This is a genomic window from Candidatus Accumulibacter sp. ACC005 (assembly GCF_907163215.1).
GTDB lineage: Bacteria > Pseudomonadota > Gammaproteobacteria > Burkholderiales > Rhodocyclaceae > Accumulibacter > Accumulibacter regalis.
The window spans coordinates 344,688-366,299 of the sequence record NZ_CAJQUB010000005.1 but is presented as its reverse complement, the minus strand read 5'-3'; the positions used below and the strand labels follow the sequence as shown (position 1 = coordinate 366,299).

The window sequence follows — 21,612 nt, the reverse complement described above, 5'->3', positions numbered from 1 at the left end:
TGGGCACGGTAAGGGGGCCTGCCCCGATTCCCGCTGCCGCGGCTGACGTTACTCGGCTTCTTTTTTGGAAGGGGAAGCGATCATGGGTCTACGACTGAAATTCAACCTGGTGCTGTTGCTGGTCTTTGGCGCGGGCATGGCCGTGTCGGCCTACGTCTCGCACCGACTGTTGGACGAGAACGCCAAGCAGGAAACGCTGCGCAACGCCGGCCTGATGATGGAGTCGGCACTGTCGGTGCGCGGCTACACGGTGGCGCAGGTCAAACCTCTGCTCGAGGCGCAACTGGCGACGACTTTTCTGCCGCAGACGGTACCGGCTTACGCGGCCACCGAGATTTTCAACAAGCTGCACAGCAAGTACCCGGACTTCAGCTACAAGGAGGCGACGCTCAATCCCACCAACCCGCGCGACCGTGCGGTGGACTGGGAGAGCGACATCGTCCAGAAGTTCCGTGGCGATGAAAGTGCGACCGAGCTGGTTGGCGAGCGCGAGACGCCGACCGGGCGCATGCTCTACATCGCGCGGCCGATCACCATCAAGGATCCGGCGTGTCTGGCCTGCCACAGCGTGCCATCGGCGGCGCCGGCGTCGATGATCAAGATCTACGGCGGTAACAACGGTTTCGGCTGGAAGCACATGGAAACCGTCGGCGCGCAGGTCGTCTCGGTGCCGATGTCGGTGCCGCTGGCCAACGCTCAACGCACCTTCACGACGTTCATGGTTTCCCTCGGCGGCGTCTTTCTCGCCACTTTCGTGGTCCTCAACCTGATGCTCTCGCTGCTCATCATCCAGCCGATTTCGCGCATGTCGGCGGCGGCCAACAAGGTATCGACGGGGGACTTCGACGTTCCCGAGTTCCCGGCCCGCGGCGGCGACGAAATCGACGTGCTGGCCAACTCGTTCAACCGCATGCGCCGCAGTCTGCAAAAGGCGATCAAGCTGATCGAATCCTGAGCGTTCGCGGCCAGGCGATGGCGCAGGCAAGCACTGGGGCGCTGTCGATTCGTCGCCGTCGATTCATTTGTCGTCCCTGAATGTGGAGCAGCCAGGCCATGACCATCCCGGAACGCATCGGCAAGTATGAAATCCGTCGCGAGCTCGGCAAGGGCGCGATGGGCGCGGTTTATGAGGGTTTCGACCCGGTCATCGAGCGCCCGGTGGCCATCAAGACGATTCTTGCCGAGTACCTGGCCAACGTCGAAGTGGATTCGGCGGTGACCCGCTTCAAGCGTGAGGCGCAGGCTGGCGGGAAACTGCAGCATCCAGGCATCGTCGGTGTTTACGAGTTCGGCGAGGACGAGACGATGGCTTTCATCGTCATGGAGTACGTGCAGGGGAAGGAACTGCGCAAGCTGATGCGCGAGCGCGGGCGCTTCGAGTTGATCGACATCTTCGAGGTGATGAAGCAGTTGCTCGCCGCGCTCGACTATTCGCACAAGAGCGGCGTCGTGCACCGCGACATCAAGCCCGCCAACCTGATGGTGCTCAGCGGCATGAAGATCAAGATCATGGACTTCGGTGTGGCGCGGATCGAGAGTTCGTCGCTGACCCGGGTCGGCTCGGTGGTCGGGACGCCGACGCACATTTCCCCCGAGCAACTGCTCGGCCTTCCGGCCGACGGCCGCTGCGACCTCTGGGCGGCCGGCGTGATTCTCTACGAACTGCTCACCGGGTGCGGGCCGTTTGTCGCCGAAACGCCGGTCGCCGTGATCCATAATGTGATGCGGGTCGAGCCGGCGCCACCGTCGTCGATCGTCCCGGCGCTGCCGGCGGCCTTCGACGCCGTGATCGCACGCGCCCTGGCGAAGAAGCCCGACGAGCGCTATCAGAACGCGCGCGACTTCGCGGCTGCCCTGGTGAGCGCCTTTCTGAAGAGCAAGCCAGGGGCTGGAGCAGGGCAGGTGGCCGAGCAATCCGCGCGCACCGTCCCCGCCGCGAGCCCGCCGCCGGCGCTGCAGATGACGCTGCCTCCGGAAATGCTGGCCGAGATCGAGTCGTCCCTGGTCAGGTCGATCGGTCCACTGGCCAAGCATCTGGTGCGCAAGAGTGCCTCGCATGCCAGGAGCGTCGAGGAGTTCAACGCCGAGCTGGCGGAAAATCTTCCGGAGGGTAGCGAGCGCTCCGAATTTCTGAAGCGTATCGAGCGCCTGGAGAAAGCGCCGTCGGCGTCGATCCCACCCGCGCCGGCGACGCGTGTCGAAAAAAGCGACCGTGCCGCCGACGGCGCCAAGGAAGCGGCGCAGGCGGCCGCAGTGATCTTCGATGCCGTGACCCTCGCCGCCGCCGAGAAGCGCCTCGCGCAGTACGTCGGGCCGCTCGCCAGGGTGCTCATCAAGCGGGCGGCAAACGATTCCGGCGACCTCGGGGAACTCTATCGGAAGCTCGCCGAGCATATCGACTCGGAGCCCGAACGCAGCGAATTCCTCAAGGGGCTTGGCTAGCCCCCGGCGGGCAGCCGCGCCCGGCTGCCGTGCGTGCTGGAAGTCCCGGCGGAAACGCCGCGCCACGGCAACCCGTTCGTCATTGCGAGGCGGCGTAGCCGACGTGGCAATCCAGAGGTTTCTTTACCTGGCTGATGTGGCGGACAAAGAGTCAGACAATGGAACTGGATTGCCGCGTCGGCTACGCCGCCTCGCAATGACGGTGGCTGGGGCAGGGTGGCCCGCATTTGGCGCCGAGGGCAGCGCGCCGCCATGGACCGCGCGAACTCCAGGCGCCAGGTGGGTTTCACTCTGCTCTCGGGGTCGCCGAAAGCCTCATCACGATGGCAGCGACTAGCGCGTGATCGGCTTGTAGCGAATCCGTTTTGGCTTGGCCGCCTCCTCGCCGAGGCGGCGTACCTTGTCTGCCTCGTACTCGTGATAGTTGCCGCTGAAGAAGCTCCATTGCGACTCCCCTTCGCAGGCCAGAATGTGCGTGCAGATGCGGTCGAGGAACCAGCGGTCGTGCGAAATCACCAGCACGCTGCCTGCAAACTCCAGCAGCGCGTCTTCGAGGGCGCGCAGTGTTTCGACGTCGAGGTCGTTCGACGGCTCGTCGAGGAGCAGGACGTTACCGCCGGCGATCAGCGTCTTGGCCATGTGCAGGCGACCGCGCTCACCACCGGAAAGCTGGCCAACCCGTTTCTGCTGATCGGAACCCTTGAAATTGAAGCGGCCGATGTAGGCCCGCGCCGGCGTTTCGTACTTGCCCACGGTTAGGACGTCGGCACCGCCGGCGATCTCCTCGAAAACCGTTTTCTCGCCATCGAGGCAGTCGCGGCTCTGGTCGACGTAGGCCAGCTTGACCGTGTCGCCGATCTCGACTTCGCCGGAATCCGGTTTTTCGTTACCGATCAGCATCCGGAAGAGGGTCGACTTGCCGGCACCGTTGGGGCCGATGATGCCGACGATGGCGCCCGGAGGGACGCTGAAAGTGAGCTTGTCGATCAGCAGGCGGTCGCCAAAGGACTTGCTGACCTCCTTGAACTCGATCACCTTGTTGCCCAGCCGCTCGCCGACCGGGATGAAGATCTCCTGCGTTTCGTTGCGTTTCTGGTACTCGACACTGCTCAGCTCGTCAAAGCGTGACAGGCGCGCCTTGCTCTTCGCCTGCCGTGCTTTCGGGCTCTGGCGTACCCATTCCAGTTCCTGCTTCATCGTCCGGATGCGGCCGGCTTCCTGCTTGGCCTCGGTTTCCAGGCGCGCTTCCTTCTGCTCCAGCCAGCTCGAGTAATTGCCCTTCCAGGGAATTCCCTGGCCACGATCGAGTTCGAGAATCCACTCCGCGGCGTTATCGAGGAAGTAACGGTCGTGGGTGACGGCGACCACCGTACCCGGGAAGCGCACCAGGAATTGTTCCAGCCATTCGACCGACTCGGCGTCGAGGTGGTTGGTCGGTTCGTCGAGGAGCAGCATGTCGGGCTGCGAGAGGAGCAGCTTGCACAGCGCGACGCGGCGCTTTTCGCCACCGGAGAGCTGGCCGATCTGCGCCTCCCAGGGGGGCAGGCGCAGCGCATCAGCGGCCAGTTCGAGCTGGCTGGCGAGATCGGAGCCGGCAGTCGCCAGGATCGCTTCGAGGCGCGCCTGCTCCTCGGCGAGCTTGTCGAAATCGGCGTCGGCTTCGGCGTAAGCCGCGTAGACCTCTTCCAGCTTGGCCTGCGCCTGGAAAACCTCGCCCAGGCCGGACTCGACCTCCTGGCGGACGGTCGCCTCCGGGTCGAGCTCGGGCTCCTGCGCCAGATAGCCGATCTTGAGGTTGGGCATCGGCGTCGCTTCGCCGATGATGTCCTTGTCGAGGCCGGCCATGATGCGCAGAACCGTCGATTTGCCCGAGCCGTTGAGCCCGAGCAGGCCGATCTTGGCGCCCGGGAAGAAGGAAAGGGAGATGTCCTTGATGATCTGGCGCTTGGGCGGGACGATCTTGCCCACGCGGTTCATCGTGAATACGTATTGAGCCATGGCCTTGCGTGTCGATCCAAAGGAGGAAAAGCGGTCGGCGGGCGGCCAATGCGTGGCGCCCGAAAAGCGCAAGTCTACCCGAGACTGGCGGCTCGTGGCCGGCGAGGCTTCACGCGGCGGCGATTGAAAGGCCGCCTTTCAAAGCTGCCGCCGGTAACAGCCGGCGAAGCGAAGACGACGCTCTTGTCCGTCGCGCCTACTTTTCCACGAAAGCCCGTTCGATCACGTAGTCGCCCTGCGCGCCAATGTGCGGCGAAACCTCGAATCCCCGACTGTCGAGCAACTGGCAACAATCCTTGAGCATCGCCGGGCTGCCGCAGAGCATGGCGCGATCGTGAGCGGGGTCCAAAGGCGGCAGGCCGATATCGGAAAACAGGCGGCCGCTGTTGACCAGCTCCGTGATACGGCCCTGATTGCGGAAGGGCTCGCGGGTCACTGTCGGGTAGTAGATCAGCTGGTCACGCACCATGTCCGCGAAAAACTCGTGCTGCGGCAAATCCCTGCTGATGAAGTCGCTGTAGGCCAGGTCCCGCTGCCAGCGAACGCCGTGGATGAGGACCACCTTCTCGAAGCGTTCGTAGGTCTCCGGGTCCTGGATAAGGCTGATGAACGGCGCCAGGCCGGTGCCGGTCGACAGCAGGTAGAGGTTCCTTCCCGGGCGCAGGTCGCGCAGCACCAGCGTGCCGGTCGGCTTGCGGCTGACGACGATCTCGTCGCCGACTGCCAGGTGCTGCAGCTTCGAGGTCAGCGGGCCGTTGGGCACCTTGATGCTCAGGAACTCGAGGTATTCGTCATGATTGGCGCTGGCGATGCTGTAGGCGCGGGTCAGTGGTCGCCGCTCTTCCTGCGCCAGGCCGATCATCACGAATTGACCGTTGATGAAGCGCAAGCCCGGGTCGCGCGTGGTGCGAAAACTGAACAGGGTGTCGTTCCAGTGATGGACCGAAAGGACTTGTTGGGCGGAAAAGGTGCTCATCGTTCTTGACCCCAGTGTGCGGTTGATGAGAACCATGGTATTTGCGTATGTTATATTTGTAAAACAGATTTTCTCAATAAACTATATCTAACTTGTAGATATGCGATTCACTTTGCGGCAGATCGGGGTTTTTGTGGCCGTGGCTCGGCACGAGAGCGTTTCGCGCGCCGCCGAGGAGCTCTCGCTGTCGCAGTCAGCGACCAGTACGGCCCTGGGCGAACTCGAGCGCCAGTACGACACGCAGCTCTTCGACCGCTTCGGCAAGACCCTGCGCCTGAACGAGCTTGGCCAGGCCTTGCTGCCGCAAGCCGTCGAGCTGATCGAGCGTGCGGCGGCGATCGAGAGCGGGCTCGAAGGGCACGCCGGCTACGGCAAGCTGCAGATCGGAGCGACGCTGACCATCGGCAACTACCTGGCGACACTGATCGTCGCCGATTTCCTCACCCGTCATCCCGAGAGCAGCGTGCATCTGAAAGTGCACAACACGGCGACGATCGTCGACCAGGTGGCGCGCCATGAACTCGATCTCGGCCTGGTGGAAGGCAGTTGCCGGCACCCCGAGCTGATCGTCGAACCGTGGGTGGCCGACGAACTGGTCGTTTTCTGCGCTCCCGGTCATCCGCTGGCGAAACAAGCGTCGGCGACGCTGGCGGAACTCGCAGACGAGTCCTGGATCGTCCGCGAGCCCGGCTCGGGGACGCGTGAGACCCTTGATCAGGCGCTGCGCCACCAGCATTCGCCGCTCAAGGTCCGCCTCGAGCTCGAGCACACCGAAGCCATCAAGCGTGCTGTCGAATTCGGCCTCGGCATTGGCTGCATCTCGCGCCTGGCGCTGCGTGAAGCCTTCCGGCGCGGCAGCCTGGTGGCCATACAGACGCCCGAACTCGATCTGCAGCGGCATTTTCACTTCCTCTGGCACCGCCGCAAGTTCCAGACGGCGGGCATGCGCGAGTTCATCGGCCTGTGCCGGGCGATGACCGCTGGTGTCGAGCGGAGTGATCAGATCGAGTGGTCGTTCATTCCGTAGTCCCCCTGCCGTGTGAGCCACCTCGTTCCATCTCATGCGGCAACGCAAGCCGAACCACTCATGGCTGAGAAGCCTGGGTGTAAAGTTTTCCGACACTCGGGCGCTTCCGCTGAAACGGCTGTTGACGGTGGAAATGGCTGGGGCATCGTGCAGTCGCGGCGTCGAAACGCCGCCGTTTCGGCCAACCGGCGCTCGCAGAAGCGCTGTCCCCGCGTGTGCGGACAGCAGCGGCCTTGCCGACCTTTCCCGCTGCTTTTCGTCAGTTGGCGTCGCCAAGCGCGAGAGGTCCGGGCGGGCGTTGCCCACCCTTGAACGCCGTGCTGCAGCGCTGCCGCGGCAGTGTTGCCGGCCGAGAGAACGTCGGCCGCAAGCGAGTGAGGAGCTGTTGCGCAGCGCTTGCCGCAGGGCGACGCGATTGTAAAACCGGCGTGACGCTCTTGGACGACCAGGCCCGGTGCGCTCTAGCATCATCCTGCCTATGTTGCCTGAGGCCTTGGCAAGCGGGAACTTCCCGCGGACACCCTTGACGACGAGGCTATCCGTGGTGTCGGAAAATTTTACAGTTGCCTCAGATCGATCGTCCACGAAAACAGAACAATAATCATTAAATCCGAGCATTAAATAAATATGGCACGAATATTGCCCGCTGGTCTCGCCGAGGCCATGTGCCAGATTGGCCTTTGTCATTCTTGACCTCTATAAGGAGAGAACCCTCATGCGTGCTTTTCTGTCGTTCGCGCTGCTGCTTTCTGCTGCCGCGCCGGCCTTCGCCGAAGTTGTCCCGGAGCCGGAGTCTTTGTCCTTGCTTGCCGTCGCTGCTGTCGCCCTGTTGGTGGCCCGGCGTAGAAAAAAATAAGTTGCGGTATGGGGGCGCTGCCTTGGCAGCGCCCTCGTCGTATGTGGCGAGGATTTCCGGCGTGCATTGGGCTTCTGCTTCCCGACATTGGGAACACTCGCGAGATACGTGGTTTTTCTTGTTCTGCAACCGGCGCCAGCACGGCGCTGCTTTAGTCGAGATGCCCCAGCTCCGGTGGGGCCACACCAACAGGGTCGCTGCGAGCGTCGGGGCAACAATGGGATTAATCAGCGCTTTTCCAGAAAGATGTGCGCGGTCCAGTAACAGATTTCGCGCCGAAACGAACGTTGCTGTAGAAGCCTCGTCTGGTCGTTGCGCCGAGGTCCGGCCTGCTGAGGCGTGTTTTTTTTCGTTGGCGTGCGACCCGGGGGACGCCCCCGCGCTTGCCAAACCCCTTGGGCGCCCCCGCCTGCGAGCGCGGGGAAACTCTCGCCGCTGGACGGTTCCGGCTTCCAGAGGCTGACACCAGAGGGCCTGTCAGTGGCCGCAAAAGCGCGTAAAACCAATATCTTAGCAAGAATACAATCCTAGTAGGAGATATAGACATGTCACAGGCACCCGTGGTCTCCATCCATGTAAAGAATCCCGGCATCCAGCTTGCGCCGAGTTATTTTGATGTGACGTTTCAGGATGTCGCGTACGGTTCCGGACCCTACGATGCCTGGTGCGCTGATCGGGATTTTTCCATTGGATCCGACGTCATCCTGCTGGCGACTGTCTATCGCCTCCACGAACCGTTTGTCGCTTCTGCATTTACTGGCATAGAAACGCCACAAAATCTGCCCGCAGTCAATTGGCTGATTAACCAAAATTTCACCGCTGGCTCACCGTCCTTGTACACCTACGGCGAGGTGCAGGCAGCGATATGGCAGTTATTGGGCGACGACCCGTTCACTCCTCCCAGCCCGTCGACAGACCCGAAAGACCCAGTCAAAGTTGCCGAACTGGTCAACATGGGCTTGGCGCACAACACTGCGCAATACGCCTTCGTACCGGACATCACGGATGACAACCCCGACAACGACAACGTTACGCTCTTACTGTCGACGTTTTCGGATAACAACGGCAATGGCGTACAGGACGATGGCGACACACCGAGCCAACCGATTCTCGTTCAGGTCAGGTCGGCGGCGCTCGGCGATTACGTCTGGCTCGACAAGAACGCTGACGGAATACAGGATACCGACGAGGAGGGGATCGACGGTATCACCGTCAAGTTGTGGCGTGACCTCAACAACAACGAGCACTTCGATAGTGACGAGGTTCTCCAGACAACCGTCACCGGTGACAACCCGCACACGACGGGAACCGTAGAGAAGGGCTACTACCAGTTTTCTGGTTTGATACCTGGCCTGGACTACCAGGTGCTGTTCGGAAATACCACGACCAGCGCGTCGTACTCGTTCAGTCCGCGATATGCCTCCGCAGGCACGCCTGAGACTGACAGCAATGCCAATCCTGCCAATGGCGAGAGCGGGATCATCCAGCTGACTGCGGGCCAATTCAACCGGACGATAGATGCGGGGTTGTATCAGGCGGCGAGCCTGGGTGACCACGTCTGGAGCGACCTCGACGGCGACGGCCAGCAAGATGCAGGCGAGCCTGGCGTGGCGGGTGTCACGGTCGAGCTGTACGCGTGCGACGCCAATGGCCAGCCCACCGGCTCGGCCCTGGCGAGCGCCACCACCGACGGCAGCGGCAACTACAGTTTCACCGGTCTCAAGCCGGGCGACTACGCGGTCAAGTTCATCACCCCGACCGGCTACACGCTGACCAGCGCCAACGTCGGCGCCGACGGCAGCGACAGCGATGCGGGTGTGGGCGGTCTGAGCGGCTGCTACAACCTCGAGTCCGGCGAGACCGACAACACCGTCGATGCCGGGCTAGTGCCGCTGGCCAGCCTCGGTGACCGCGTCTGGGAAGACAGCAACGGCGATGGTCAGCAAAACAACGGCGAGAGCGGCATTCCCGACGCCACCGTCAAGCTGTACACCTGCGTGAACAACGCCCCCGGCGTGTTGGTTGGTGAGACCACCACCGACGCCCAGGGCAACTACAGCTTCACCAACCTGCAGCCTGGCGAATACATTGTCGAGTTCATCACCCCGAACGGCTTCGAGCGCACGACCGCCAACGTCGGCGCCGACGCCAGCGACAGTGACGCGGGCACAGGCGGCCTGAGCGGCTGCTACGAACTGAGCCCGGGCGAGAACGAAGACACCGTCGATGCCGGCTTCTACAAGCCGGCGGCCATTGGTGACCGCGTCTGGAGCGACCTCGACGGCGACGGCCAGCAAGATGCAGGCGAGCCTGGCGTGGCGGGTGTCACGGTCGAGCTGTACGCGTGCGACGCCAATGGCCAGCCCACCGGCTCGGCCCTGGCGAGCGCCACCACCGACGGCAGCGGCAACTACAGTTTCACCGGTCTCAAGCCGGGCGACTACGCGGTCAAGTTCATCACCCCGACCGGCTACACGCTGACCAGCGCCAACGTCGGCGCCGACGGCAGCGACAGCGATGCGGGTGTGGGCGGTCTGAGCGGCTGCTACAACCTCGAGTCCGGCGAGACCGACAACACCGTGGATGCCGGGCTAGTGCCGCTGGCCAGCCTCGGTGACCGCGTCTGGGAAGACAGCAACGGCGATGGTCAGCAAAACAACGGCGAGAGCGGCATTCCCGACGCCACCGTCAAGCTGTACACCTGCGTGAACAACGCCCCCGGCGTGTTGGTTGGTGAGACCACCACCGACGCCCAGGGCAACTACAGCTTCACCAACCTGCAGCCTGGCGAATACATTGTCGAGTTCATCACCCCGAACGGCTTCGAGCGCACGACCGCCAACGTCGGCGCCGACGCCAGCGACAGTGACGCGGGCACAGGCGGCCTGAGCGGCTGCTACGAACTGAGCCCGGGCGAGAACGAAGACACCGTCGATGCCGGCTTCTACAAGCCGGCGGCCATTGGTGACCGCGTCTGGAGCGACCTCGACGGCGACGGCCAGCAAGATGCAGGCGAGCCTGGCGTGGCGGGTGTCACGGTCGAGCTGTACGCGTGCGACGCCAATGGCCAGCCCACCGGCTCGGCCCTGGCGAGCGCCACCACCGACGGCAGCGGCAACTACAGTTTCACCGGTCTCAAGCCGGGCGACTACGCGGTCAAGTTCATCACCCCGACCGGCTACACGCTGACCAGCGCCAACGTCGGCGCCGACGGCAGCGACAGCGATGCGGGTGTGGGCGGTCTGAGCGGCTGCTACAACCTCGAGTCCGGCGAGACCGACAACACCGTCGATGCCGGGCTAGTGCCGCTGGCCAGCCTCGGTGACCGCGTCTGGGAAGACAGCAACGGCGATGGTCAGCAAAACAACGGCGAGAGCGGCATTCCCGACGCCACCGTCAAGCTGTACACCTGCGTGAACAACGCCCCCGGCGTGTTGGTTGGTGAGACCACCACCGACGCCCAGGGCAACTACAGCTTCACCAACCTGCAGCCTGGCGAATACATTGTCGAGTTCATCACCCCGAACGGCTTCGAGCGCACGACCGCCAACGTCGGCGCCGACGCCAGCGACAGTGACGCGGGCACAGGCGGCCTGAGCGGCTGCTACGAACTGAGCCCGGGCGAGAACGAAGACACCGTCGATGCCGGCTTCTACAAGCCGGCGGCCATTGGTGACCGCGTCTGGAGCGACCTCGACGGCGACGGCCAGCAAGATGCAGGCGAGCCTGGCGTGGCGGGTGTCACGGTCGAGCTGTACGCGTGCGACGCCAATGGCCAGCCCACCGGCTCGGCCCTGGCGAGCGCCACCACCGACGGCAGCGGCAACTACAGTTTCACCGGTCTCAAGCCGGGCGACTACGCGGTCAAGTTCATCACCCCGACCGGCTACACGCTGACCAGCGCCAACGTCGGCGCCGACGGCAGCGACAGCGATGCGGGTGTGGGCGGTCTGAGCGGCTGCTACAACCTCGAGTCCGGCGAGACCGACAACACCGTGGATGCCGGGCTAGTCCAACTGAGGCCCGGAATCGACATCGAGAAAACCACCAACGGTGCGAGCAACAGCAACCCGGTTGCGCCGGACTACGACAACGAAGATTCGGCTAATGGCGCGGGCGTTCCGCTCCTGACCCCCGGCTCGGTGGTCAACTGGACCTACCAGGTGACCAACACCGGCAACACGACGTTCGCAAAAAGCGAGATCGCGATTGTCGATGACAACGGTACGCCGGCGAACACGGCCGACGACTTCTCGGTAGCCAACGGCAAGATCAACTACCTGTCGGGTGACGTCGGAAACGACAATTTCCTGTCGCCGGGTGAAGTGTGGCTGTATAAGGCCTCGGGCGTCGTCCAGAATCTGACGGCACTCGGCGCCCCCCGGACCTTCGACTTCAGCGGCAATAGCGCGCTGGACGGCCCGGATGGCAATATCCGCGAGTTCAGCAGCGGAGCGGTATCGGTCAAGGCCAGCGCCTTCGCCAGAGACAAGGCCAGTGGTGAATGGTCGACCGCGTGGCTGGGAAGCTACGGCGGTGGGCTGGGCGTCACCGACAGCAGCGAGGGAAGCGGTGGCAGCAACATGCACACCGTCGACAATGTCGGCCGGGACAACTACGTGCTCTTCGAGTTCAACCAGAGCGTAATCGTCGACTCGGCGTACCTGGGTTACGTGGTCAACGACAGCGACATCACGGTGTGGATCGGCAGCAGCAGTAACGCCTTCAACAATCACCTCACGCTCAGCGACGCGGTGCTCAACGGACTCGGTTTCACCGAAGTCAACTTGACGGATTTGACTTCGGCGCGGACGGCCGACATCAATGCCGGCAACCTCGCCGGCAACGTTCTGGTGCTTGCTGCCTGGACCGGCGACACCACGCCGGAGGACCGCTTCAAGATCGAGAATTTGACCTTCCAGCAGCCCACATCGGGCGGGGTCTATGAAAACAAGGCGACGGTGACGGCTCCGGGTGCGGCAGGGGACTTCGATCTCAGCCACTACAAGAATCCGGTGCTCGCCAGCATCGGCGACTACGTCTGGGTTGATGGCAACAACAATGGTCAGCAGGACGACGGTGCGGCCAGCGGCCTGAACGGCGTCACGGTCAAGCTCTACACCGGTGCCGGCGCCTTCGTCGCCAGCACCACGACCGCCAACGATGGCAGCGGCAAGGCCGGCTACTACCTGTTCAATAACCTGGTTCCGGGCGACTACAAGCTCGAATTCATCAAACCGGCCGGCTACGCTTTCGCCAAGCAGGACATCGGCGCCGACGGCAGCGACAGCGACGCCAACCCGGTCAACGGCATGACCGTGGTTACCACGCTCAGCAGCGGCGAGAACGACCTCAGCTGGGATGCCGGTCTGGTGGTCCTGAGGCCCGGAATCGACATCGAGAAAACCACCAACGGTGCGAGCAACAGCAACCCGGTTGCGCCGGACTACGACAACGAAGATTCGGCTAATGGCGCGGGCGTTCCGCTCCTGACCCCCGGCTCGGTGGTCAACTGGACCTACCAGGTGACCAACACCGGCAACACGACGTTCGCAAAAAGCGAGATCGCGATTGTCGATGACAACGGTACGCCGGCGAACACGGCCGACGACTTCTCGGTAGCGAACGGCAAGATCAACTACCTGTCGGGTGACGTCGGAAACGACAATTTCCTGTCGCCGGGTGAAGTGTGGCTGTATAAGGCCTCGGGCGTCGTCCAGAATCTGACGGCACTCGGCGCCCCCCGGACCTTCGACTTCAGCGGCAATAGCGCGCTGGACGGCCCGGATGGCAATATCCGCGAGTTCAGCAGCGGAGCGGTATCGGTCAAGGCCAGCGCCTTCGCCAGAGACAAGGCCAGTGGTGAATGGTCGACCGCGTGGCTGGGAAGCTACGGCGGTGGGCTGGGCGTCACCGACAGCAGCGAGGGAAGCGGTGGCAGCAACATGCACACCGTCGACAATGTCGGCCGGGACAACTACGTGCTCTTCGAGTTCAACCAGAGCGTAATCGTCGACTCGGCGTACCTGGGTTACGTGGTCAACGACAGCGACATCACGGTGTGGATCGGCAGCAGCAGTAACGCCTTCAACAATCACCTCACGCTCAGCGACGCGGTGCTCAACGGACTCGGTTTCACCGAAGTCAACTTGACGGATTTGACTTCGGCGCGGACGGCCGACATCAATGCCGGCAACCTCGCCGGCAACGTTCTGGTGCTTGCTGCCTGGACCGGCGACACCACGCCGGAGGACCGCTTCAAGATCGAGAATTTGACCTTCCAGCAGCCCACATCGGGCGGGGTCTATGAAAACAAGGCGACGGTGACGGCTCCGGGTGCGGCAGGGGACTTCGATCTCAGCCACTACAAGAATCCGGTGCTCGCCAGCATCGGCGACTACGTCTGGGTTGATGGCAACAACAATGGTCAGCAGGACGACGGTGCGGCCAGCGGCCTGAACGGCGTCACGGTCAAGCTCTACACCGGTGCCGGCGCCTTCGTCGCCAGCACCACGACCGCCAACGATGGCAGCGGCAAGGCCGGCTACTACCTGTTCAATAACCTGGTTCCGGGCGACTACAAGCTCGAATTCATCAAACCGGCCGGCTACGCTTTCGCCAAGCAGGACATCGGCGCCGACGGCAGCGACAGCGACGCCAACCCGGTCAACGGCATGACCGTGGTTACCACGCTCAGCAGCGGCGAGAACGACCTCAGCTGGGATGCCGGTCTGGTGGTCCTGAGGCCCGGAATCGACATCGAGAAAACCACCAACGGTGCGAGCAACAGCAACCCGGTTGCGCCGGACTACGACAACGAAGATTCGGCTAATGGCGCGGGCGTTCCGCTCCTGACCCCCGGCTCGGTGGTCAACTGGACCTACCAGGTGACCAACACCGGCAACACGACGTTCTCAAAAAGCGAGATCGCGATTGTCGATGACAACGGTACGCCGGCGAACACGGCTGACGACCTGTCGGTAGCCAACGGCAAGATCACCTACCTGTCGGGTGACGTCGGAAACGACAGTCTCCTGTCACCGGGTGAAGTGTGGCTGTATAAGGCCTCGGGCGTCGTCCAGAATCTGACGGCACTCGGCGCCCCCCGGACCTTCGACTTCAGCGGCAATAGCGCGCTGGACGGCCCGGATGGCAATATCCGCGAGTTCAGCAGCGGAGCGGTATCGGTCAAGGCCAGCGCCTTCGCCAGAGACAAGGCCAGTGGTGAATGGTCGACCGCGTGGCTGGGAAGCTACGGCGGTGGGCTGGGCGTCACCGACAGCAGCGAGGGAAGCGGTGGCAGCAACATGCACACCGTCGACAATGTCGGCCGGGACAACTACGTGCTCTTCGAGTTCAACCAGAGCGTAATCGTCGACTCGGCGTACCTGGGTTACGTGGTCAACGACAGCGACATCACGGTGTGGATCGGCAGCAGCAGTAACGCCTTCAACAATCACCTCACGCTCAGCGACTCGGTGCTCAACGGACTCGGTTTCACCGAAGTCAACTTGACGGATTTGACTTCGGCGCGGACAGCCGACATCAATGCCGGCAACGTCGCCGGCAACGTGCTGGTGCTTGCTGCCTGGACTGGCGACAGCACACCGGAGGATCGATTCAAGATCGAGAAGTTGACCTTCCAGCAGCCGACGGCCGGCGGGGTCTATGAAAACAAGGCGACGGTGACGGCTCCGGGTGCGGCAGGGGACTTCGACCTCAGCCACTACAAGAATCCGGCACTGGCCAGCATCGGCGACCGGGTCTGGTGCGACACCAACGGTAACGGCTTGCAGGACACTGGTGAAGCGGGTGTGGCAGGAGTGACGGTGAAGCTGTTCAACAGTGCGGGTACATTTCTCCAAGACACCACCACCGATGGCCGCGGCAACTACAGCTTCACTAACCTGGTTCTCGGCAAATACGAGTTGCAGTTCGTCAAACCCACGGCTTTTGGCGGCTTCACGGTGGCCAACGAGGGCGGCAACGACGCGCTGGATTCAGACGTCAGCAGCTCCGGCAAGACCGGGCTGATCACACTGGTCGCAGGCGAAAACAACGGCTGGGATGCCGGTCTGACGCCGCCGCGGGTAAACGTAACCTACGACTTCAGCGGCAACTCGGCCACCGACGGCAGCAACGGCAACGTGCGGAGCTACACTGTCGACGGCATCACGGTCAACGCCCGTGCAGTCAGCAGCAGCTCTTTCGACAGGGACGGCCAACCCACTAACTGGGAAACCGCCTGGCTAGGCGCCTACAGTGGTGGGCATGGCGTCACCGATCGCAGCGAAGGCGACGGGCGCAGCAGCACGCACACGATAGACAACGTGGGCCGTATCAACTACGTGATCTACGAGTTCTCCGAGAAAGTGGTGGTAGATAAGGCCTTCCTGGGCTACGTCATCGGCGACAGCGACCTCACGGCGTGGATTGGTTCGTTGGATGGGCCAGTCAATTTGTCCAACCCCCTTGCCGGGTTGACCAAAGAAGTCAACGACACCAGTTCGACATCTGCGCGCTGGGCCGATATCAACAGCGCACAAGCCGAGGGTAATGTCTTGGTGGTGGCCGCCAGACTCCCGGATAGCACCAGAGGCAGCGTCGGGGACAACACACCCGACTACTTCAAGATCGAGAAGCTGGTCGTCAGCGCGGTGTCGAAGACGGTGACCCCGATTGCCATCGACCTCGACGGCAACGGTATCCAGACCACCTCGCTGGCTGATGCGCAGGGTCAGTTCGATCTGTTCGGAAACGGTAGCGCGGTCAAGTCCGGCTGGTTGTCGGCGGGTGATGCCTTCCTGGCCTTCGACGCCGACGGCAACGGCCGCATCGACGACATTTCCGAGCTGTTCGGCGGGAGCAAGCAGGGCGATGGCTTCGCACGGCTGGCGGCTTTCGACAGCAACGGCGATGGTCTGGTCGATGCCGCGGACGACGGCTACGTCAATCTGTCGGTGTGGCGGGACGCCAACGGCAACCATCAAACCGACCCCGGCGAGTTGATCAGTCTGGCCGACGCAGGCGTCGTCAGTGTCAACGTGGCGTATCACGAAGACGCTTTCTGGGACGTCAATGGCAACCTGCATCTCGAGCAGAGTTCGGCCACCCTGGCCAACGGCAATGTGGTCGACATGACCGACATCTACTTCAGCGTGGCGGCAAATGATGGCGCCGCTGTGGCGGAAGCGCCGGTCAGCGATCCGGGTTGGCTGTTCGCGTAGGCGGGCGAAGCTCCGCTGGCTCGCTACCAGGCGACGCGGCAGGCGTGACGATGATCGTCGCGCCCTCCGTGCTTCGCCTGCAGTGGCGTGTGAGCGGGGCAAAGCCGCTCTGACACGAGGGGGCGCACTGAACGCCCCCTTTTTTTTTCGTCTGCCCTTTTTGCGCGGCTATTTCCGACGGTCGCGGAACTGCAGTGCCTGACCGACGCTGCAGGCGTTCTCCGGCGGCGAAAGGAACCCGGCCACCGCGGCCAGGAATCCTCTTGCTATACTCGACAAAACTCGCGCGGAGGGCAGGATGAACCGGATCGCCATTATTGACGACAGCGATATCAATCTCGTGCTGTTGAAGGCGCTGGTTGCCAAGCTCGGCGACTGTGAGGCCGTCCTTTTCCAGGAGTCGCCCAAGGGCCTGGCATGGTGTTCGGAGAATCTGCCGGACCTGATCATCGTCGACTACATGATGCCGGACCTCGACGGTCTGGAGTTCATCACCCGCCTGCGCAAAATTCCTGATCGGCAGGAACTGCCGGTGCTGATGATCACCGCCAATGACGACAAGGACGTTCGCTATAGGGCGCTGGGAATCGGGGCGACCGATTTCCTGACCAAGCCGGTTGACCGCATGGAGTTCTCGGCGCGCGTGCGCAACCTGCTGGCCCTCAATACCAGCCGGCGGCACCTGGCCGACCGTGCTTCGTGGCTGGCCGAGGAGGTGGCCAAGGCGACGGCCGCGGTGCACGCGGGCGAACAGGAGCTCCTCTATCGGATGTCGAGAGCTGCCGAGTTCCGCGATCCTGAAACCGGCATGCACATCCAGCGCATGGCGCATTTCTCGCACCTGATCGCTGCCGAACTTGCGCTGCCCCTCGCTGACCAGAAACTCATTCTGCAGGCTGCGCCCATGCACGACGTTGGCAAGATCGGCATCCCGGACGCGATTCTTCTGAAGCCCGGAAAACTGACCCCGGAAGAGTTTGCAATCATGAAGGGGCACGCCAAACTGGGTTTCGAGCTGCTCGACGGCAGTGAATCGACGGTCTTGCAGGCGGCGGCCTTGATCGCTGATTCGCACCACGAGAAGTTCGACGGTTCGGGGTACCCGCACGGCACGGCCGGGACGGCGATCCCGCTTTTTGGCCGGATCGTCGCTGTCGCCGACGTTTTCGATGCACTCATGTCTGACCGCCCGTACAAGCGGCAGTGGCCGCTCGAGAAGGCCTTGGCTTACCTGCAGAACGGGGCGGGCGAGCATTTCGATCCGCAATGTGTCGCGGCTTTCCTGGCGCGTCGAAACGACGCCGTCGAGATTCGCGCCCGCTTTCAGGACGAGGCCTTGTCGGAAGAGATTTGAGCGGAGTTGCTTGTTCGTTCCCGGGCCTCGACTGCGTTACCGGCAGCGCGTCTCCCGGCGCCATTGGCGGGCTTGCGCGGTGCGCATGGCTCGCTGCGCGCAAATGAATCTGCGCCTGAAGAAGGTAGAATCGGCGAGTGGTCGACGACCTGCCGACAACCAGGAAAGCTTGGGTGAAGCGAGTGGATAAGCTGGACAGGGTGACGGATATTGAAAGGGCGATCGCTAATCACGCCCTGTGGATGTTGCGTCTGCGGGAGGCCGTTTTCCAGGCCCATCCGCCGGTCGACGTGGACGAGGTGCGGGCGGAAGACCAGTGCGAATTCGGCAAGTGGCTGCACGGCTCACGGCTGTCGGTTGAAGACCGGGCGAGCAGTGAATACCAGGACGTGAGGCGTTTGCACGCCGACTTCCATCGGCTGGCCGCGCAGGTCGTCGAACTGGCGGCATCCGGGAAAACCCGCGACGCCTACGATCTGCTCTATGGCGAGTACATCACCATGTCTGGTCGCCTGGCCATCGCCATGCGCGCGTGGCAGGACACGCTGAAAGGCACGCCGTGAGCGGTGGGGCGCCTACCACGGCTCCGCGGCTGGATCCATGGCCATGTAGTGCACCGCCAGATCGTCGAGGCTGCGCAGCCGACGACTCAACTCCCGGGCCAGATTGAGGACGACCAGCGTAAACGTCGGCAGATCGGATTCGTAGATCCGGAACAGGTCGCCGTTGGACAGGGCCAGGGCTGAAACCGGTTCAAGCGCCCGCACCGTTGCCGAGCGGCGCTGCATGTCGATCAACTCCATCTCGCCGAAAACGTCGCCAACTTTCAGGACGGCGAGGCGCTTCTCGAAGGGGCCGTCGTCGGCTGACGTTGCTTTCAGCACTTCGACCGAGCCACTGCAGATGACGAACAGCGAATCGCCGTCGTCGCCCTCACGAACGATGGCTTCGCCGGCAGCGAAAGTCAGCTCGCTGAGCAAGGGAACGATCGCCGCCATCGCCTGATCGTCGACGCCGCCGAACAGCGCCTGTTCCTGCAGAAATCGGATGGTCGTCATGGCCTTGTCTCCTGCTGATCGTTTCGCCGAAGAGGATGTGCATGGCGGAAGTCGCTTCTCACGGCCGGCGTCGGCCAGGCTGTCGAGCGATGGTACCCGATTTGGCGCGCGTCTTCGATGGGCTGGCGGCGCTGCGGTAGAATGCGCGCGATGAAAGACGAATACTTCATGCGCGAGGCGATTTCCCTGGCGCACGCTGCCGAATGCCTGGGCGAAGTTCCGGTCGGCGCCCTGGTGGTGCGCGACGGCGTCATCGTCGGGCGTGGCTTCAATTCACCGATCGGCGAACACGACCCGACGGCGCACGCCGAGATTGCCGCGTTGCGCGATGCGGCCCGCAATCTGCAGAACTATCGTCTGCCCGGTTGCGAGCTTTTCGTGACCCTCGAACCCTGCGCGATGTGTGCCGGGGCGGTACTGCAGGCGCGTATCGCCCGCCTGATCTACGGCGCGCGTGACCCAAAAACCGGGGTGCATGGCAGCGTCGTCGACCTCTTTGCCGTCGAACGGCTGAATCATCACACCGAGGTCGTCAGTGGTGTCCTGGCCGCCGAATGCGGGCAGTTGCTCTCCGATTTCTTTGCCGCGCGGCGCAGCCGAGGGGGCCAGTGAAGTTGCGCATCGACGTCTCGATCAAGGAACAGGTGCTGCGCCTGTCGGACGCCACAGGCAGGCTGCTGCGCTGGTATCCGGTGTCAACGGCTGCGAACGGGGCGGGTGAAGTCAGCGGCAGCTACTGCACTCCACGCGGCAAGCACCTGGTGCGCGCCAAGATTGGCGGCGGCCTGGCGGAGAACACGATTCTCGTCGCCCGGCGTCCGAGCGGCGAAGTCTATTGCCCTGAATTGGCCGAGCGTTTCCCGACGCGCGACTGGATCCTGACGCGCATTCTCTGGCTATCCGGCTGCGAACCGGGGCGCAACCGGCTTGGCAAGGTCGATACCATGCGCCGCTACGTGTACATTCACGGCAGCCCGGATACGACGCCGATGGGCCGTCCCGGCTCGCACGGCTGCATCCGCATGCGCAATGCCGACATCGTCGATCTCTTCGACCTGGTGCCTCCCTACACTCCGGTCGAGATCAGCGAGGACTGAAAAGCCTCGTCTCGGGGCGCTGCGAGTCGACGCCCGAACTGCCGCCCGGGGCTTCAAGATCGCGAAGCGCGCTGAAGATCGGGCCTCGGCAACGACAAACCCCGCCGAAGCGGGGCCGTCGTGACGCGGATTCTGACGCTTACAGCTTGCGGCGACGCGACGCTGCAAGACCCGCGAGAGCGAGGCCGAGCAGGCCGAGCATGGCCGGTTCGGGAACGGCCTCCGGGATGACCTGGCCGCGAATTTCACCGCCGGGAAAATTTGGGGTATGGAGATTGATGTACCAGTTCCCCGCCAGCAGATCCGAGACCTCCTGGGCAGTGATGATTGCTGACCCGCTGTTCGGGCTCAGGAAACCACTGATGGTGCCAATATTCACCCGCACACCGGCATTCACTCCAGGGGCGGCCGGGCCGTGAAAGTGAATCCCGATCAAGGGGCCGGACAGGCCACTGAACGTGATGTTCCAGGCGAGAGCACCAGACGCGTCATCAATAGTGCCGAATGCAGATCCAGAGCCAAGGGAGCCGGAGGCCGGAACTTCCTGCGCCCCATTGAGAGAGGCCGACCAGGGAATGATGGTCGCCTGAACGGCTGCAGGAACAAGTATTCCGGCCATGGCAATCAAGCCGAGCAAGGTCTTCTTTATCATCGCGGTCCTTCTTTAGAGGTGAGCAGATTCTCACCCAATTACAAGGCAATTATCGGGCCAGAAAAAATAGTTTTCCAGATCAATCGGATATAACAGTCTCTTTTCTGAGGTGTAAAAATTCCCGACAGTTTTGGTCAGGTAACAGTCTCGCAAACTTCGCCGCTGAGCAGCGCGCCGGCGTCGAAGCTGCGTTCGCGCAGCGTCGTTACGCCGTTTCGGTGACGGGTGAGCAGCGTTGACGCCCGCGTCCCGTAGTTTTCGGAACGCACGAAGACGGCCGAAAGGATGCGCTCCCAGGCGAGCGGTACGCCGGTCTCCGGCAGGTGGGAATCGGCAACGATTTCCTGGTCGGCGAGCAGATCGAAGAACGCGGCCTGCGCCGGCAAGTCGGCGAGGGCGCTGGCGAATTTGGCTTTGGCCGCCGCCAGCTTGGGCCAGGGGGTGTCGAGGAGATGATTCGAGAGGCCGTAGATACCGGGGCTCAGGAAGCGTGGCGGGCTGTCGCCACGGTTCGCGTAGTAGGCGAGATGCTGGCCATCGGCGACAAAGAGGTTGAAGCCGTTGTAGTCGGCGGCACGCGCCGAGACCTGCTCCAGGTACGTCGACGGACGGGCATCACCGGTGAGGAAGTCGGCGACCAGGGTGCCGCGCGAGCGCGCATTGATCGCCATCTGGCGACCCTCGCGGTAGTTGGTGAGCGCGGCAAAACGCCGTTCCCGGCCGATACCCAACCAGCTGCCGCCAGCTTCGAGATCACGGCCAGCCAGTACCTGGGGGGCTTCCGCCCAGAACGCAGCCGCCGCCGAGGGGCGTGCAAAGAACTCGTCGCGGTTGGCGGCGACGACCAGGGGGTAGTCGGGATGCGCCTGCCAGGCGATGAGGATCAGGCACATCGCTGGCCGACCGAGGGCACGCCGACCGCTCG

At 63.2% G+C, this 21,612-nt stretch carries 14 protein-coding genes; 9 read left to right on the top strand and 5 right to left on the bottom strand.

Annotated features, from left to right (window positions below):
- Positions 1-82 precede the first annotated feature (82 nt).
- Positions 83-955 carry a DUF3365 domain-containing protein gene (locus QZ613_RS06710; protein ID WP_291867538.1) on the top strand — a complete coding sequence of 291 codons (873 nt, stop codon included), beginning with the start codon at positions 83-85 and terminating at the stop codon, positions 953-955.
- A 98-nt stretch (positions 956-1,053) separates the two neighbouring features.
- Positions 1,054-2,442 carry a serine/threonine-protein kinase gene (locus tag QZ613_RS06705; RefSeq protein ID WP_291867541.1) on the top strand — a complete coding sequence of 463 codons (1,389 nt, stop codon included), beginning with the start codon at positions 1,054-1,056 and terminating at the stop codon, positions 2,440-2,442.
- A gap of 333 nt (positions 2,443-2,775) precedes the next feature.
- Here QZ613_RS06705 and ettA read toward each other — a convergent pair whose 3' ends face one another.
- Entirely contained in the window at positions 2,776-4,440 is a 1,665-nt protein-coding gene (gene ettA, locus QZ613_RS06700; RefSeq protein ID WP_291867544.1) for an energy-dependent translational throttle protein EttA, read from the bottom strand.
- 196 nt (positions 4,441-4,636) lie between these two features.
- A complete protein-coding gene (locus QZ613_RS06695) occupies positions 4,637-5,416 on the bottom strand; it encodes a ferredoxin--NADP reductase (RefSeq protein ID WP_291867555.1) in 780 nt (259 codons plus the stop codon).
- Positions 5,417-5,516: 100 nt separating this feature from the next.
- Here QZ613_RS06695 and QZ613_RS06690 point away from each other — a divergent pair, with 100 nt between their 5' ends.
- The 5 genes from QZ613_RS06690 (at position 5,517) to QZ613_RS06670 (ending at position 18,443) form a co-directional block, all read left to right on the top strand.
- Positions 5,517-6,443: a LysR family transcriptional regulator gene (locus tag QZ613_RS06690; protein ID WP_291901229.1), complete on the top strand. Its 927-nt coding sequence runs from the start codon at positions 5,517-5,519 to the stop codon at positions 6,441-6,443.
- Between the two features lie 673 nt (positions 6,444-7,116).
- Positions 7,117-7,299 carry a PEP-CTERM sorting domain-containing protein gene (locus QZ613_RS06685; RefSeq protein WP_291867549.1) on the top strand — a complete coding sequence of 61 codons (183 nt, stop codon included), beginning with the start codon at positions 7,117-7,119 and terminating at the stop codon, positions 7,297-7,299.
- An 833-nt stretch (positions 7,300-8,132) separates the two neighbouring features.
- On the top strand, positions 8,133-16,526 hold the full coding sequence (locus tag QZ613_RS06680; RefSeq protein WP_291981830.1) for an SdrD B-like domain-containing protein: 8,394 nt from the start codon (positions 8,133-8,135) through the stop codon (positions 16,524-16,526).
- Positions 16,527-16,824: 298 nt separating this feature from the next.
- Positions 16,825-17,880, top strand: a complete 1,056-nt coding sequence (locus QZ613_RS06675; protein ID WP_291867159.1) for an HD domain-containing phosphohydrolase — start codon at positions 16,825-16,827, stop codon at positions 17,878-17,880.
- Between the two features lie 137 nt (positions 17,881-18,017).
- The gene (locus QZ613_RS06670; protein WP_291867162.1) at positions 18,018-18,443 is read left to right on the top strand and encodes a CZB domain-containing protein; all 426 of its coding nucleotides are present in this window, start codon (positions 18,018-18,020) and stop codon (positions 18,441-18,443) included.
- A 12-nt stretch (positions 18,444-18,455) separates the two neighbouring features.
- On the opposite strand, the gene QZ613_RS06665 is transcribed toward QZ613_RS06670, so the two are convergent.
- Positions 18,456-18,938 (bottom strand): cyclic nucleotide-binding domain-containing protein, encoded by a 483-nt coding sequence (locus QZ613_RS06665; protein WP_291867165.1) that lies wholly within the window; start codon positions 18,936-18,938, stop codon positions 18,456-18,458.
- A gap of 150 nt (positions 18,939-19,088) precedes the next feature.
- Between QZ613_RS06665 and tadA the strand changes: the two genes are divergently transcribed.
- Positions 19,089-19,550 carry a tRNA adenosine(34) deaminase TadA gene (gene tadA, locus QZ613_RS06660; protein WP_043564995.1) on the top strand — a complete coding sequence of 154 codons (462 nt, stop codon included), beginning with the start codon at positions 19,089-19,091 and terminating at the stop codon, positions 19,548-19,550.
- Between the two features lie 2 nt (positions 19,551-19,552).
- Positions 19,553-20,035, top strand: coding sequence for a L,D-transpeptidase (locus QZ613_RS06655; protein WP_291867261.1), 483 nt, complete (start codon positions 19,553-19,555; stop codon positions 20,033-20,035).
- Positions 20,036-20,174: 139 nt separating this feature from the next.
- On the opposite strand, the gene QZ613_RS06650 is transcribed toward QZ613_RS06655, so the two are convergent.
- Entirely contained in the window at positions 20,175-20,687 is a 513-nt protein-coding gene (locus QZ613_RS06650; RefSeq protein ID WP_291867170.1) for a CHRD domain-containing protein, read from the bottom strand.
- A gap of 134 nt (positions 20,688-20,821) precedes the next feature.
- Entirely contained in the window at positions 20,822-21,580 is a 759-nt protein-coding gene (locus QZ613_RS06645; RefSeq protein ID WP_291867173.1) for an NRDE family protein, read from the bottom strand.
- Positions 21,581-21,612 lie beyond the last annotated feature (32 nt).

Coding starts and splice junctions, on each gene's coding strand:
- tadA (WP_043564995.1), top strand. CDS start 19,089: ATGAAAGACGAATACTTCATGCGCGAGGCGATTTCCCTGGCGCACGCT.
- QZ613_RS06705 (WP_291867541.1), top strand. CDS start 1,054: ATGACCATCCCGGAACGCATCGGCAAGTATGAAATCCGTCGCGAGCTC.
- QZ613_RS06645 (WP_291867173.1), bottom strand. CDS start 21,580: ATGTGCCTGATCCTCATCGCCTGGCAGGCGCATCCCGACTACCCCCTG.
- QZ613_RS06675 (WP_291867159.1), top strand. CDS start 16,825: ATGAACCGGATCGCCATTATTGACGACAGCGATATCAATCTCGTGCTG.
- QZ613_RS06665 (WP_291867165.1), bottom strand. CDS start 18,938: ATGACGACCATCCGATTTCTGCAGGAACAGGCGCTGTTCGGCGGCGTC.
- ettA (WP_291867544.1), bottom strand. CDS start 4,440: ATGGCTCAATACGTATTCACGATGAACCGCGTGGGCAAGATCGTCCCG.
- QZ613_RS06710 (WP_291867538.1), top strand. CDS start 83: ATGGGTCTACGACTGAAATTCAACCTGGTGCTGTTGCTGGTCTTTGGC.
- QZ613_RS06695 (WP_291867555.1), bottom strand. CDS start 5,416: ATGAGCACCTTTTCCGCCCAACAAGTCCTTTCGGTCCATCACTGGAAC.
- QZ613_RS06690 (WP_291901229.1), top strand. CDS start 5,517: ATGCGATTCACTTTGCGGCAGATCGGGGTTTTTGTGGCCGTGGCTCGG.
- QZ613_RS06650 (WP_291867170.1), bottom strand. CDS start 20,687: ATGATAAAGAAGACCTTGCTCGGCTTGATTGCCATGGCCGGAATACTT.